Raw genomic sequence first — 14,516 nt, 5'->3', positions numbered from 1 at the left:
CCGTGTCAGTTCCTGGCCAGCGCCTGGATGGGATTGTAACGGGAGGCGCGCCAGGCGGGTATCAGGCTTGCCAGCAGGCCCAGCACCATGACCACGGCGGTCGACATCAGCATATGCTCCAGTTCCAGCACCGGATACAGGGTCGTCCCCATGCCCGCCATCTCCAGCCCGGCGGCAACGCCGGAGATATCGATGCCCTCTTCCAGCGGTAATATGGTCGCCAGCGCCAGCAGGTTGCCCAGCACCAGCCCCAGGGCCAGCAGTATCAGGCTCTCCAGCAGCACCTGGTACATGATCCAGGCGGGGCGCATGCCCAGGGCCATCATCAGGCCGATTTCCCGCACCCGCTCGAACACCGCCATCACCAGGGTGTTGACCAGGCCGAAGGACAGGGCGAGGAAGATCACCACCATGATGATCAGGTTGTAGCTGGTTTGCAGGTCCATCATTGACTCCAGGTAGCCGTCCAGCTCCATCCAGGGCAGGGTTTCCAGCTGCGGCCCGGCGGCCTCGGCGATGTCGCGCCACCAGCGGTCGACAGCGCGGAAGTTGTCGCCGGTGATGGCGATTTCCGAGACCCGGGTGCCCAGCTGCAGCAGCGCCTGGACCGTCTCCCGGCCGACGTAGACGTTCAGTTCCTCGGTGGCCTGCAGCCGCGCCCGGTAAATGCCCACCACGCGGATGCCGCGGTCGGCGACGTTGTTGTCCGGGTCCTGGGACATGATGACCACCCGCTTGCCCAGCCCTGTTTTCAGCTGTTCCGCCAGCTTGCGGCCGATCACCAGGCCGGTGTCGTCGGGACCCCGGAGGAAGCGTCCCTGGACGATGTCCGCCGGGTCGAAGCCGAGGCTGATTTCCGCGGCCGGGTCCACCCCCAGCAGCTGGATGGCGCGACTGTCGCGTTCACTGGAAATCATCGCCGGTACCCTGACCCGCGAGGCCCAGCCGGTCACCGGCGGCTGCTCCAGCCGGCCCAGCAGGGCACCCGCCGGCGCCTCGATGCTGTTGTTGACGCTGGGATCGTCGCGGTAGTTCAGGTGATGCACCTGGACTTCCCCGGGCAGCGTGCGCAGGCCGCCGCGGACCATTTCATCGACCATGCCGGAGATCAGCGCGCTGAACAGGATCATCGCCCACACCCCGACCACGATGGCGACCAGCATGATGGTGGTGCGGCGGTAGTTGCGCCACAGGTTGCGCCAGGCGAGGGTGAACAGGACGCCCACAGCGCGCCGGGAGGCGGCCATTTACACTGCCCTCATGGCGTCCACCGGCTGCAGGGTGTGCAGGCGCAGGGCCGGGTAAATGGCGGCCAGCATGCCGCCGAGAAAAACCACTAGCGGCCCGCCGAACAGGCTGGCCAGTGACAGCTGGGGATAAATGCGCCCCTCCAGGTTGTAGCGCTCCATCGCTTCCTCCATGCCCTCCAGGGTAAAGCCCACCTGGCCCAGCCAGGCCACCAGGAGGCCCCCCGCCAGGCAGCCCAGCAGCAGGCCCAGCAGCGACATGATGGCGGTTTCCAGCAGTACCAGCCGGGCGAGCTGGCCGGGGCGCACGCCCAGGGCGGTCATCACCCCGAATTCCCGGGTCCGCTCCAGCACCGACATAAGCTGGGTGTTGAGCACGCTGAAGGCCACCAGCACGATCAGTACCGCGTACATCACGAAGGCGCTGAACAGGTCCGCCTGTATGGCCTGGCGCAGGCCGGGTTGCAGCTGGTCCCAGTCCCGCACGGTGGTGCTGGCCGCCGGCAGCAGTCCGGCGATGGCGGTTTTCAGTGGCGCCACGTGGTCGAGGTCATTGACCTTGATCACGAGCGCATGGACATCCGTGTCCATGGCGAAGGTGGCCTGGAAATAGCCCAGCGGGATTTCCGCCACCGAGCGATCCAGTTCGGTCATGCCGGAATCGATAATGCCGACCACGGTGGCAATGCCGGCGGCGAAGGAATCGTCCCGGCCGGAGCCGAGCAGGGTGATTTCATCGCCGACATCAATTTTCAGGTTGCGCGCCAGCACCGCGCCCACCACGATCTCGGCGGCATCGCTGTCATCGAGGTAACGGCCCCGGCTGAGCAGCCCCGGCAGGGTGGACACCCGGTGCTCGTAAGCGGGTTGCACCCCGAGCACCTGGATGCCGAAGGAACGCTCCTCGCTGGAGGCCAGGGCGAAGGCGCTGCCCCGGGCGGCGATGGCTGACACCCCGGTGGCGTGCCGCAGTTGCCGGGCCAGGGCCTCGCCATCGGGCACGGTGTAGCGCATACGCGGCTCGTCCAGAAAGCGCTGGTCCTGCACCTGCAGGTGGCCGGTGAGTACGCTCAGGGTGCCGTCAATCATCAGCGCATAGCTGCCCAGCTGCATGGAAATCATGAACACCAGCAGGGCGTTGCAGAACACCATGCCCGCCACGGTCAGCCAGGTGCGCCGGCCGTGGCGCCACAAATTGCGCCAGGCCAGGCGCTGGGTCACGCTCACTGGCGGGGGTTTCTCAGGTTGGACAGGGTGAACAGGTTGGCGGGCAGGTCGACGTTGAAGCGGGTGCTGTCGACGCGCAGCTCGGTCCATTCATCCGGCTTGTCCACTTCCTGCATGCGCATTTTCGTCGCCACCGTGCGCCCGCCCATGACCGCGATCTCCAGGGTGGTGAAGGTTTTCACCAGTACCCCGTCCTGGTCCCAGAACTGTTGCTCCAGCAGCACGAAGTCATCGCGAATGGTCCAGACTTCCCGGCCCCAGACCACCGCGGCCTCCTCGTGGGGAATGGACTGGATCACCCAGGCCTGGTGGCCGTCCACCTTGCGGCTGTCGAGCAGGGTATGGTCGTACTGGTCGATGATGTCGGTGGATTTGCTGATGTCCTTGTTGGACAGGTCGGAGCCCATCCAGCTCTGGTTCATCATCGACGAGGGCACCTTGATCACCCGGTTGATCTTCGGCGAGTAGGTCCACATGTCGTTGTCCAGCACCAGGGTGCCGTTGCCGGCGTCACGGACCGGTGCGGTGACCCGCACCAGGGAGCGCTTGTCGCCCTCGGTCCAGGCCTCCATGGACATGGAGCGCTCCCAGTCCGGGCGGTGGATGACCATGGTCATCTGGCCGTGGGAGGTAAGGCCGCGCCAGTGATCCATGGCCTGGCGGATGATGTCCTCCGGGGTGATCTCTGCCGCCGGCGCCGCCGCGGACAGGGCCAGCGCCAGCATGGCCGTGATCGTGCTCAGCAGCCGCATGGCATCAGCCGATTTCTCCCCGGGCCCGGGCCAGGTAGGCGTGTAGGTTGGCCAGGTTTTCCGGGGGGGTGCACTTGACCCAGCCGGAGAAGCCGGCGCTGACCACCAGGTCGATGTCGGCAAAAGAGAAGCTGTCGCCGGCAATCCAGGGGCTGTCGGCCAGCCGCTGGTCGAGTTGCTCCCAGGCCCAGGCCAGGCGCTTTTTGCCGCGCTCCGCCAGTGCCGGGATTTGCTCCAGGTCCAGGGGGCCGGGCAGGGCGCGACCCTTGAAGCCGGGGCTGCTGTTGCGCAGGGCCTCGGCGATGGACATGAAGATCATGCTGTAGATTTTCGAGTCCCAGCTGGTGACCAGCCCCTTTTCCAGCGGGCTGCTGCCGAGCAGTGGCCGGTCCGGGTAGAGGGCCTCCAGGTAGTGCACAATGCCGATAACTTCGGTCAAAACGGTGCCATCATCCAGGATCAGGGCCGGTACTGTCTGGTCGGGAACCATTGCCCGGTAGGCCTCGCCCAGGTGCTCCCCCGCCGCCATGTCCACCTGCTCGGTGTCGATTTCAATGCCCTTGCAGCGCATGTACAGGGCCAGGCGCTGGGGGCTGGGAGCGGGGTCGTAGGTGTACAGTTTCATGGTGGGCGGGTCCTCGATAATTGCGGGTTCAGGTGACAATACTAGGTGGAGCGAGCTGTCGCTGCCAGGTTTGGGTCCCGATTTCCCGCCCGCCATGAGTTTTCCCCCACCCGATAAGTGGCTATAATGCGCGCCGGACTGACAGAGGATCCCAATGTGATTATTCGATATGCCCTCGGCCTTGCGGCCGTGATCCTGGCCTTTGGTGCCATCGCCGACAACCTCAGCGATGCCCAGCGGGCCGAAATTGAAGAGCGCCTGAAGCCGGTGGGTGAAGTCTGCCTGCAGGGCGACAGCAGCTGCGGTGGCGCGGCTGCCACCGCCAGCGCCGGCCCCCGTTCCGGCGAGGATGTTTACAACAGCGCCTGCATGGCCTGCCACACCACCGGTGCCGGCGGCGCGCCCATTTACGGTGACGCCGCTGCCTGGGCGGACCGCATCGCCAAGGGCACCGAGGCCCTGTACGCCAGTGGCGTTAACGGCGTACCCGGTACCGGCATGATTGCCAAGGGCGGCTGCATGAGCTGTTCCGACGAGGAAATCCATGCCGCCGTGGACTATATTGTCGCCGGCAGCCAGTAAGCGCCGCGCATCCTTCAAAGGCCGCGCCATGGTTATGGCGCGGCCTTTTTTTGCCCGGCCCGATCACTGGCCGTCAAAGAAACTTGCTAGAGTGATTCTATCGCTTTCGGAGTATGCCCCATGATGCGCATTGTTCTGGCCACTGTGCTCGTTGTTACCCTGGTTGTCGCCTGTGTCGAGGAAGCCCCCGAGCGACCGTTGGTGGAAGTGGTTATCGAGCCCGTGGCGCTCGAGCCCTACCAGCCCGAGCGGGAATATGTCGGCCGCCTGGAGGCCCGGGACGATGTGGCCATCCAGGCCAAGGTAACCGGTTACCTGCTGACCCGGGATTTCCGCGAGGGCGACCGGGTCGAGGCCGGAGATATTCTCTACACCCTGGATGCCTCCGAGTTCCAGGCCGCGCTGGCCCGGGCCGAGGCGGACCTGGCCTCGGCCGTGGCCACCCAGGTGAACGCCGAGCGCAACTACAAACGGGGCCTGGAGCTGCTGCCAAAGGGGGCCATTTCCCAGTCGGAAATGGACTCACTGACCGCCAAGACCCTGGAGGCCAACGCCCGGCTGGAGTCCGCCCAGGCCCAGGTGACCAGCGCCCAGGTCAACCTGAGCTTCACCACCATTACCGCGCCGATTTCAGGGCGCATTGGCCGCAGCCTGGCCAGCGTCGGCGACCTGGTGGGGCCCAACACCGGCAATCTCACCACCCTGGTGTCCATCGACCCCATCGAGGCCCTGTTCTCGGTCAGTGAGGCGACCTACGTGGCGGCCATCAAAACCCGCATGACCGACCGCCTGGACGTGAGCGACCTGCGCTCGCTGGAAGTCACCCTCGAGCTGACCAACGGCGCAATTTACCCGGAAGTGGGGCGCATCGACTATTTTTCCAACCGGGTGGACCAGACCACCGGCACCCTGGAAGCCAGGGCTTCCATACCCAACCCCCATTCCCTGCTGGTGCCAGGGCAGTACGTGCGCGTGCTGCTGCATGACACCAACCTGCTGGAGGGGCTGTTCCTGCCCCAGGCGGCGGTGCAGGCAGACCAGCAGGGCAGCTTTGTCCTGGTGGTGGATGCCGGCTCCACCGTGGTGCGCCGCAACGTCAGCCTCGGCGAGCGCTTCGACGACAAGGTGCTGGTGCTGGATGGCGTCAGCGCGGGCGACATGGTGATAACCCGCGGGTTGCAGCAGGTGAGGCCCGGCATGCCGGTCAGCACCCGCATCCTCACGGACGCTGAATAGGGGGCGGGTCGATGTTCAGTGCCTTTTTTATCGAACGGCCCAAGTTCGCGATGGTGATCGCCATCGTGCTCAGCCTGGCGGGCATGTTGTCTATTTATATGCTGCCGGTGAATGAATACCCGGCCATTTCGCCCCCCAATATCGTGGTGTCGGCGTACTATCCCGGTGCCTCGGCCGAGGTGGTGGAGGCCACCGTGGGTACGCCCATCGAGGATGCGGTGAATGGCGTGGAGGACATGATTTACATGTCCTCCAAGAGCGCCAACGACGGCAGTTACAGCCTGACGGTGACCTTCGAGGTGGGCGCGGACCCGGACATGGCCCTGGTGCGGGTACAGAACCGGGTCAAGCTGGCGGAACCGGCGCTGCCCGCGGAAGTGACCCAGCGCGGCCTGAACATCGACGAGCGCTCTCCGGATATCCTCAAGCTGGTCAGCTTTACCTCGCCGGACGAGTCGCTGGATTACAAATTCATCTCCAACTACGTCAAGATCAACCTGCAGAACGCCATCGCCCGGCTGGAGGGCGTCTCCGAGGCATCGATTCTCGGCGAGGCCGACTATTCCATGCGCCTGTGGCTGAACCCGGACAAGATGGCCGCTTACCGCCTGTCGGTCAACGACGTGTACAGCGCCCTGCGCGAGCAGAACGTGCAGGTGGCCGCGGGCAAGATCGGCGCGCCGCCCTTCGATGGGTCGCTGCAGACCGAGTACTCCCTGCGCACCAAGGGCCGGCTGGAGGATGTGGCCGAGTTTGAGAACATCGTGCTGCGCGCCCAGGCCGATGGCTCCGCGATTTACCTGCGCGATGTCGCCCGGGTGGAACTGGGCCAGTCCAGCTACAACTTCCACGGTGAGACCAATGGCGTACCGGCGGTCAACCTGGCCGTATACCAGATGGCCGACGCCAACGCCCTCGCGGTGGGTGAGGCGGTGGATACACTGGTGGCGCAGCTGGCGGAGCAATTCCCCGAGGGTATGGACTACGTCATCAGTTACGACACCACCCGCTATGTGAGCACCGCCGTGCGCCAGGTGGTGATCTCCCTGCTGCAGGCGGTGGTGCTGGTAATCGCGGTGACCTTCCTGTTCCTGGGCAGCTGGCGGGCGACGCTGGTGCCGGCGATTGCCATACCGGTGTCCCTGCTGGCGGCGTTCGCGGTGCTGATGGCTCTGGGTATGACCATCAACACGGTGACCCTGTTCGCCCTGATCCTGGCCATTGGTATTGTGGTGGACGATGCCATCCTGGTGATCGAAAACTGCGACCGGCATTTGCGCGAGGATCCGCAGATGTCGCCGAAAGAGGCGGCGACCATCACCATGCGGGAAGTGGGCGGCGCCATTATCGCCACCACCCTGGTGTTGCTGGCGGTGTTTGTACCGGTGGCAATGCTGCCCGGTATTACCGGCGTGATGTATCGCCAGTTCGCCGTCACCATTTGCGTGGCGGTGGTGTTTTCCTCGGTCAACGCCCTTACTCTCAGCCCGGCGCTGTGCAGCCTGTTGCTCAAGCGCGGGGCACAGAAGCACGCCCGCTGGTATGCGGCATTCCTGACCGGTTTTGGCCGTTTGACCCGCACCTACGACCGGGGGGTGGGCTTTCTGCTGGCCCGGCTGCGGCTGGTGGCGGTGCTGTTCCTGGTGTGGAGCGGGGCGCTGTTGTTCGGCTTTATCTCTACCCCCACCGGCTTTGTGCCCAGCGAGGACAAGGGCGCCCTGCTGGTCAGCGTGCAGCTGCCGGACGCTTCCTCCCTGAGCCGCACCAAGGCCGCCATGGACAAGATGGCGGCGATTATCGCCGAGGATCCGGCGGTGGAAACGGTCACCGCGATCACCGGATTCTCCGTGCTGACGGGGGCCATGGCCAGCAATGGCGGTACCCTGTTCGTGGTGCTCCGGCACTGGGATGAGCGCAAGGAGGCACAGAATATCGTGTTCAAGGTGGCCGAGCGGATCAACGCCCGGGGCTTTGTGCAGGTGCCCGAGGCCCAGGTATTCGCGCTGACGCCGCCGGCGGTCCCTGGCATGGGCGTGGCCGGCGGCCTTGAGCTGGTGCTGCAGGACACCCTGTCGCGCTCGCCCCAGGAACTGGCGGCGACCCTGAATCACCTGGTGGTTGACGGCAACCAGGCCCCGGGCCTGACCGATGTGTTCAGCTCCTACCGCGCCAACGTGCCCCAGTACTATGTCGATGTGGACCGGATCAAGGCCAAGAACCTCGGCGTCAGCCTGGACGAGATTTTTGCCACCCTGCAGGCCCAGATGGGCTCGCTGTACATCAATGACTTCAACAAGTTTGGCCAGACCTACCGGGTGATCATGCAGGCCGAGTCCGAGTTTCGCGCCGACCTCGGCGACCTGGACCACTTCTACCTGAAATCGGCCAGCGGCAACATGGTGCCGCTGAGCACCCTGGTGACCACCGAGCCGGTGCTCGGCCCCGACGTGTCCAGCCGCTACAACATGTTCCGCTCGGCAACCGTCAGGGCCACCGCCATGCCCGGCTACAGCTCGGGGCAGGCCATGGCCATTTTCGAGGAGCTGGCGGAGCGCAGCCTGCCGGCCGGCTACACCTACGAGTGGACGGGCATGTCCTACCAGGAACGGGAAGCCGGGCAGACCGCAATTTACGCCTACCTGCTGGCGCTGATCTTCGTCTACCTGTTCCTGGTGGCACAGTATGAGAGCTGGTCCATTCCGGCGGCGATCATCCTGGTGGTGCCGATGGCAATTGGCGGCGCGCTGCTCGCCCTGATACTCAGTGATGTCGCCCTCAACCTGTATGCCCAGGTGGGTATTGTGCTGCTGATCGGCATGGCCGCCAAAACCGCCATCCTGGTGGTGGAGTTTGCCCGCCAGCGGCGGGAACAGGGCGGGGAGGACATCCTGGTGGCGGCCCGGGAGGCGGCGCGGCTGCGTTTCCGTGCGGTCTGTATGACCGGGGTGTCGTTTATCCTCGGTATTCTGCCCCTGGCCCTGGCCACCGGTGCCGGTGCTTTCGGCCAGCGCTCACTGGGCCTGACCGTACTGGGTGGCATGCTGGCGGCGATGCTGGTGGGGGTTTACTTCGTGCCCGGCTTCTATGCCATCGTCCAGGGCCTGCGGGAGAAACTCAAGGGCGGGGTCAAACATCAGCGGCCGGAGCAGCCCGACAGCGCCGGCTGAACGGTAGCGAGGCTCAGGCGAACAGTTCCTTGAGGCCCGCCAGGGTGGCCTGGCCGCGGGCCTCGTTGGCCTCGCCGTCGTCCACGCCGGCACCCTGCCAGCTGAGGTCGTCCTGGGGCAGTTCGTCGAGAAAACGGCTGGGTTCGCAGTTGATGGTTTCCCCGAACTGGCGGCGCTTCGCCGCCATGGTCATGGCCAGGGTTTGCTGGGCGCGGGTAATGCCCACATAGGCCAGGCGCCGCTCTTCCTCGATATTGCCGTCTTCCACGCTGGCCCGGTGGGGGAGCAGGTTTTCTTCCATGCCGATAATGAACACGTGGGGAAATTCCAGCCCCTTGGAGGCGTGCATGGTCATCAGCTGCACGTTGTCCGGGCTGGCGTCTTCTTCCTCCTGCTGCTCCATCAGGTCGCGCAGAATCAGCCGGGAAATGGCCTCGTCCAGCGCCACGCCCTCGTCGGTCATTACCCTGTTGAGGCTGTCGATGAGGAAGTGCACGTTGCCCATGCGCCGTTCGGCCACGTCTTCGCTGGAGCTCAGCTGGTTGAGCCACTGCTCGTAATCCATGTCGCGGATCATCTGCCGCACCGCGGAAATGCCCGCGCCGCCCTCGCACTGGCGGCGGATGCGGTCCATCCACAGGCGGAATTCCTGCAGCCGGTGGCGACCGGCCTCCGGCAGTACACCGCTGCCGACCCGGCCGATGGCCTGGCTCAGACTGCAGTGCTGCTCGTTGGCGAAATTGCCCAGCGCTTCCAGGGTGGAGGCGCCCAGCTTGCGCCGCGGCACGTTGGCGATGCGCAGGAAGGCGTTGTCGTCATTCTCGTTAACGATGAGCCGCAGGTAGGCCATGATGTCCTTGACCTCGTTGCGGGCAAAGAAGGAGGTACCGCCGGACAGGTGGTAGGGCACCTGCTGCTGTTGCAGCGCCAGTTCCAGCAGGCGGGACTGGTGGTTGCCGCGGTAGAGAATCGCATAGTCGCCAAAGCGGGTGCGCTTGCGCAGCTTGTGGTCGAGGATTTCCGCCACTACCTGCTCCGCCTCGTGGTTCTCGTCGCTGCAGCGGATCACCCGCAGCGGTTCGCCATAGCCCAGTTCGCTCCACAGCTGCTTTTCAAACACGTGATCGTTATTGGCGATGAGGGTATTGGCTGCCTTGAGGATGCGCGAGGTGGAGCGGTAGTTCTGCTCCAGCTTGACCAGTTTCAGGCCGGGAAAGTCGTCCTGCAGCTGGGCCAGGTTCTCCGGCCGGGCGCCGCGCCAGGCGTAGATTGACTGGTCGTCATCGCCGACCACGGTCAGCGCGCCGCGTACCCCCACCAGCTGTTTCACCAGCAGGTACTGGCTGGAGTTGGTGTCCTGGTACTCGTCGACCAGCAGGTAGTGGATGCTGTTCTGCCACTTTTCGAGGATGTCCGGGTTGTGCTCGAAGAGGATGGTGGGCAGCAGGATCAGGTCGTCGAAGTCGAGGGCGTTGTAGGCTTTCAGGGCCCGCTGGTAGCGACGATAGGCCTGGGCGCAGAGCATCTGGGCCGGCCCTTTGGCAGTGGCCAGGGCCTGCTCCGGCAGGATGCGGTCATTTTTCCAGCTGGATATCTGGTGCCCGATGGTGGCTGCCCGGTCACCGTCGGAGCCATGCTCCTGGATCAGCAGGTCCTTGATCAGGCTCTGGCTGTCCTGGCCGTCGAATATGGAAAAGCCACTCTTCAGGCCCAGCAGCTGGCGCTCGTGGCGGATGATCTTCAGCCCCAACTGGTGGAAGGTGCTCACCGTCAGTCCCTCGGCGGCGTTGCCGCCGAGCAGCTTGCCGACCCGCTCCTTCATTTCCCGCGCGGCCTTGTTGGTAAAGGTCACCGCGGCAATCCGGCTGGCGCGGATACCGCAGGTCTGGACCAGGTAGGCGATCTTGCGGGTGATCACGCTGGTCTTGCCCGAGCCGGCGCCGGCGAGCACCAGCAGGGGGCCGTCTATATAGCGCACGGCCTCGCGCTGTCGGGGGTTTAACTGAGCCACAGAAATTTAACAACCGGGAGGTGTAACAGGCCCTACAGTCTAGCAGAGTGGAGCCGCATCCCGGTATCTGCGCGGGACAAATTCCTCCTCATCCCTGTCCCGAAGCCCCGGTGGGCAGTGTCATTTCTGTCTGGCCGAGCAAGCCGGTCGTTGGGGCGCCGCAGTTTAATTCCGCATACGGCGCCTCTTAATTACCCCGGCAGCGCTTGTGACGGGCCTTTCATCGGGTATGTTAGCCGCTCGCAAAAAACGCAGCACATGGGGAAATTCATGACGCAAGAGGCCTTTATTTACGACGCCATTCGCACACCGCGTGGCAAGGGCAAGCCGGGTGGCGGGCTTTACGAAGTCAAGCCCATCGATCTCATCACCAACCTGTTGGAGGAGATGAAATCCCGCCATGCGCTGGACACCACCCAGGTGGAAGATTTTATTTGCGCCACTGGTGAACCAGTGAACGAACAGGGCCAGAATATCGCCAAGACCGCCCTGGTTTATTCCAGCTGGGATGACATTACCACCGGTGCCCAGCTGCACCGCTACTGCGCAGGTGGACTCGACGCGGTCAACAACATCGCCATGAAGATCATGTCGGGCATGGAGTCCCTGGGCGTGGCCGGTGGCGTGGAGAGCATGTCACGTCTGGGTATCGGGGCCGGCGGTGCAGCGGCCGGTGACGCCTGGGTGGCGATGAAGAGCTACGGAATCTCCCAGGGCCTGGGCGCTGACCTGATGGCGGGCCTGGATGGCTTCAGCCGCGAGGATGTGGATCGCTATGCCTGTGAATCCCAGCGTCGGGCGGCCCATGCCCGCGACAATGGTTACTTCGACAAGTCCCTGGTGCCGGTGAAAGACCTCAACGGCGTTACCGTGCTGGCTCACGATGAACTGATTCGCCCTACGGATATGGAGAAGCTGGCCAAGCTGAACCCCTCCTTCGTCATGTTCAACGACTTTGGACACGGCGATTTCCTCAAGTTCAAGTATCCCCAGGTGGAGAAGGTGGAGTGCATTCACACGCCCGGCAACTCCTCGGGGGTGGTTGACGGCGCCTCCCTGGTACTACTGGGTAACAGGCAGGCCGGCGACGACCAGGGACTCAGGCCCCGTGCCCGCATTCGCGCCATGGCGGTTACCGGCTCCGAGCCCACCATCATGCTCGCGGGGCCCGTCCCCGCTTCACAGAAAGCGCTGAAGATCGCGGGTATGGGTGTGGACGATATAGACCTGTTTGAACTCAACGAGGCCTTTGCTTCCGTGGTGCTGCGCTACCAGCGCCTGATGGGCGTGGCGGACGACAGGATCAACGTCAATGGCGGCGCCATTGCCATGGGGCACCCCATCGGTGCCACCGGGGCCATGGTGCTTGGCACTCTGCTGGATGAACTGGAACGACGCGATCTCAACACCGGCCTGGTCACCCTGTGTGCCGGCGGGGGCATCGGAATTGCCACCATCATCGAACGCGTGTGAGACCAGAGACAGGATTGGAGTAAAACCTATGAGTTACATTCGACTGGAAAAAGATGCCGATGGCATTGTCGACCTGATCTTCGACCAGGACGGCAAAACCGTTAACGTGATGGGCGAGGAGTACGCCGAAGCCATGCCGAAGGCCCTGGACGAACTGGAGGCCATGGGCGATGAGCTCAAGGGCCTGTACATTCGCAGCGGCAAGCCGGGACAGTTTTTCGCCGGCGGCGATATCACCATGATGCTGGAAATGGATCTTGATCCCTCCCAGGAGGAGCGGGAGGAGATGTACCAGGGGCTGCTGGATGCCAAGGAACCTCTGGCGCGCATTGAGCGCCTGGGTGTGCCGGTGGCTGTGGGCATTAACGGCCCCGCCCTGGGTGGCGGTTACGAGATCGCCCTGGCCTGCCACCACCGTATCGCGCTGGACAGTCCCAGGGTGAAGGTGGGTCTCCCCGAGGCCATGCTGGGCCTGTTGCCCGGTGCCGGGGGTATTGTGCGCATGGTGCGCATGCTGGGCATGCAGGAAGCGCTGACCCTGATTTCCCAGGGCAAGCAATTGCTTGCGGAACAAGCCCTGGAGAAAGGCTTGATTCACGAGCTGGCGGCCGATGAGGACGAGATGGCCGCCAGGGCCAGGGCCTGGATCAAGGCCAATCCGGAAGCCAGGCAGCCCTGGGAAGCACCGGGCTACCGTATTCCCGGTGGCGGTCCTGACGACGAGTCCACCCGGGGCCTGACCTACTTCGGCCCGGTCAATGTGATGAACCAGACCAAGGGCAATATGACTGCCCCGCAGGTCATTATCGCCGCGGTGATCGACACGGCCCGAGTGGATTACGACACCGCCCACAGGATCGAGTCGCGCTACTTCCAGCGCCTGCTGCTGGACCAGGTCTCGCGCAACATGATGACCACGTTCTTCGTGCAGATGAACGCCCTGGATGCGGGTGCCTCCCGACCCAGCGGGATCGACAAGACCGACGTGAAAAAGCTGGGCATTCTTGGCGCCGGCGTCATGGGTGCGGGTATTGCCTTTGCCGCGGCCAGGGTCGGTATCGAGGTTGTACTCAAGGACCTCAACCAGGAGAACGCTGACAAGGGCAAGGCCTACGCTGCCTCCGCCTGTGAGAAAAATCGTCGCATCGACGAGGCGCAGGCCAGTGAAATACTGGGCCGGATTCATCCCACCGCTGAGGCTGCCGACCTGGCGGACTGTGAGCTGGTGATTGAGGCGGTATTTGAGAACCGCGAAGTCAAGGCGACTGTTACCCGGGAGACCGAGGCAGTACTGGGTGAGAACGCGATTGTGGCGTCGAATACTTCAGCCCTGCCAATCACCGAACTTGCCGAGGCCTCGGTGCGGCCACAAAACTTTATCGGCATGCACTTTTTCTCCCCGGCGGAAAAGATGCCCCTGGTGGAAATCATCACCGGTGAGCAGACCTCTGACGAGTGCCTGGCCTGGGCTTTCGACCTGGCGCAGAAGCTGGGCAAGAAGCCCATCGTGGTCAAGGACGCCCCCGGCTTCTTCACCACCCGGGTGATTGGCCAGACCATTACCCAGGGCCAGCGTATGCTCGCAGAGGGTGTAAACCCTGCCCTGATCGAGAACGGCGCGTCCTTTAACGGCTCGCCTATGGGGCCGCTGGAAACACTGGATACCATTTCCCTGGAAACCGCCTACCACGCGGCCAACCAGCAGCGCGAAGACGCTGAAGCGCGCGGCGAGACCCCTGAGCCCCGCCCAGAGTCGGAAGTGATTCGGATCATGGTGGAAGAGGCGAAGCGACCAGGGCAGGCCAGGGGCGCAGGGTTCTACGACTACGATGAGAAGGGCAAGAAGGTGAAAACCTGGGCCGGACTGAAGGACTTGTTTGCCGCCGACGGTTATGTGGACATTCCCTACCAGGACGTCAAGGACCGCCTGTTGTTCTCCCAGGTGCTGGAGGCCATTCGTATCATGGAGGAGGGCACTCTGACCTCGGTGGCTGATGGCAACATCGGCTCCATCATGGGTATAGGCTTCCCGCCTCATACCGGCGGTGTATACCAATGCGTGAACGCCTACGGGGTGGCCGCCTTTGCCGAGCGCGCCAGGGAACTGGCGGCCAGCTACGGGGAAAGCTTCGAGCCGCCCCGCTTGCTGCTGGATATGGCGGCGGAAGGGAGAGAGTTCGCCTGACCCGCAGTTGC

Annotated in this window: 10 protein-coding genes; 5 read left to right on the top strand and 5 right to left on the bottom strand. The window is 64.1% G+C overall.

The features are described from left to right. Positions 1-5: 5 nt before the first annotated feature. Genes DWB85_RS14925 through DWB85_RS14910 form a run of 4 tightly spaced genes read right to left on the bottom strand, consistent with a single transcriptional unit; the run spans position 6 to position 3,851 of the window. On the bottom strand, positions 6-1,247 hold the full coding sequence (locus DWB85_RS14925; RefSeq protein WP_117956228.1) for an ABC transporter permease: 1,242 nt from the start codon (positions 1,245-1,247) through the stop codon (positions 6-8). Beyond that, positions 1,248-2,474 (bottom strand): ABC transporter permease, encoded by a 1,227-nt coding sequence (locus DWB85_RS14920; RefSeq protein WP_117956225.1) that lies wholly within the window; start codon positions 2,472-2,474, stop codon positions 1,248-1,250. Continuing rightward, positions 2,471-3,226 carry an outer membrane lipoprotein-sorting protein gene (locus DWB85_RS14915; protein WP_117956223.1) on the bottom strand — a complete coding sequence of 252 codons (756 nt, stop codon included), beginning with the start codon at positions 3,224-3,226 and terminating at the stop codon, positions 2,471-2,473. Before DWB85_RS14915 ends, DWB85_RS14920 begins: the two co-directional genes overlap by 4 nt. A 4-nt stretch (positions 3,227-3,230) precedes the next feature. Then, positions 3,231-3,851, bottom strand: a complete 621-nt coding sequence (locus DWB85_RS14910; RefSeq protein ID WP_117956221.1) for a glutathione S-transferase family protein — start codon at positions 3,849-3,851, stop codon at positions 3,231-3,233. Between the two features lie 156 nt (positions 3,852-4,007). On the opposite strand from DWB85_RS14910, the gene DWB85_RS14905 reads away from it, so the two are divergent. From DWB85_RS14905 to DWB85_RS14895, 3 genes are all read left to right on the top strand, one after another. Next, on the top strand, positions 4,008-4,433 hold the full coding sequence (locus DWB85_RS14905) for a c-type cytochrome (RefSeq protein WP_338055641.1): 426 nt from the start codon (positions 4,008-4,010) through the stop codon (positions 4,431-4,433). 120 nt (positions 4,434-4,553) lie between these two features. After that, entirely contained in the window at positions 4,554-5,669 is a 1,116-nt protein-coding gene (locus DWB85_RS14900) for an efflux RND transporter periplasmic adaptor subunit (RefSeq protein ID WP_117956217.1), read from the top strand. A gap of 11 nt (positions 5,670-5,680) precedes the next feature. Further along, positions 5,681-8,836: an efflux RND transporter permease subunit gene (locus DWB85_RS14895; RefSeq protein WP_117956214.1), complete on the top strand. Its 3,156-nt coding sequence runs from the start codon at positions 5,681-5,683 to the stop codon at positions 8,834-8,836. Positions 8,837-8,849: 13 nt separating this feature from the next. On the opposite strand, the gene rep is transcribed toward DWB85_RS14895, so the two are convergent. After that, positions 8,850-10,847, bottom strand: a complete 1,998-nt coding sequence (gene rep / locus DWB85_RS14890; RefSeq protein WP_117956212.1) for a DNA helicase Rep — start codon at positions 10,845-10,847, stop codon at positions 8,850-8,852. Positions 10,848-11,117: 270 nt separating this feature from the next. On the opposite strand from rep, the gene DWB85_RS14885 reads away from it, so the two are divergent. Beyond that, positions 11,118-12,320 carry an acetyl-CoA C-acetyltransferase gene (locus DWB85_RS14885; RefSeq protein ID WP_117956210.1) on the top strand — a complete coding sequence of 401 codons (1,203 nt, stop codon included), beginning with the start codon at positions 11,118-11,120 and terminating at the stop codon, positions 12,318-12,320. Between the two features lie 28 nt (positions 12,321-12,348). Further along, positions 12,349-14,505, top strand: coding sequence for a 3-hydroxyacyl-CoA dehydrogenase NAD-binding domain-containing protein (locus DWB85_RS14880; protein WP_117956208.1), 2,157 nt, complete (start codon positions 12,349-12,351; stop codon positions 14,503-14,505). Positions 14,506-14,516 lie beyond the last annotated feature (11 nt).

It is taken from the genome of Seongchinamella sediminis (assembly GCF_003457605.1).
GTDB classification, from domain to species: domain Bacteria; phylum Pseudomonadota; class Gammaproteobacteria; order Pseudomonadales; family Halieaceae; genus Halioglobus; species Halioglobus sediminis.
Note: the sequence above shows the minus strand (reverse complement) of the source record. Positions and strands in the feature narration are given on the sequence as shown.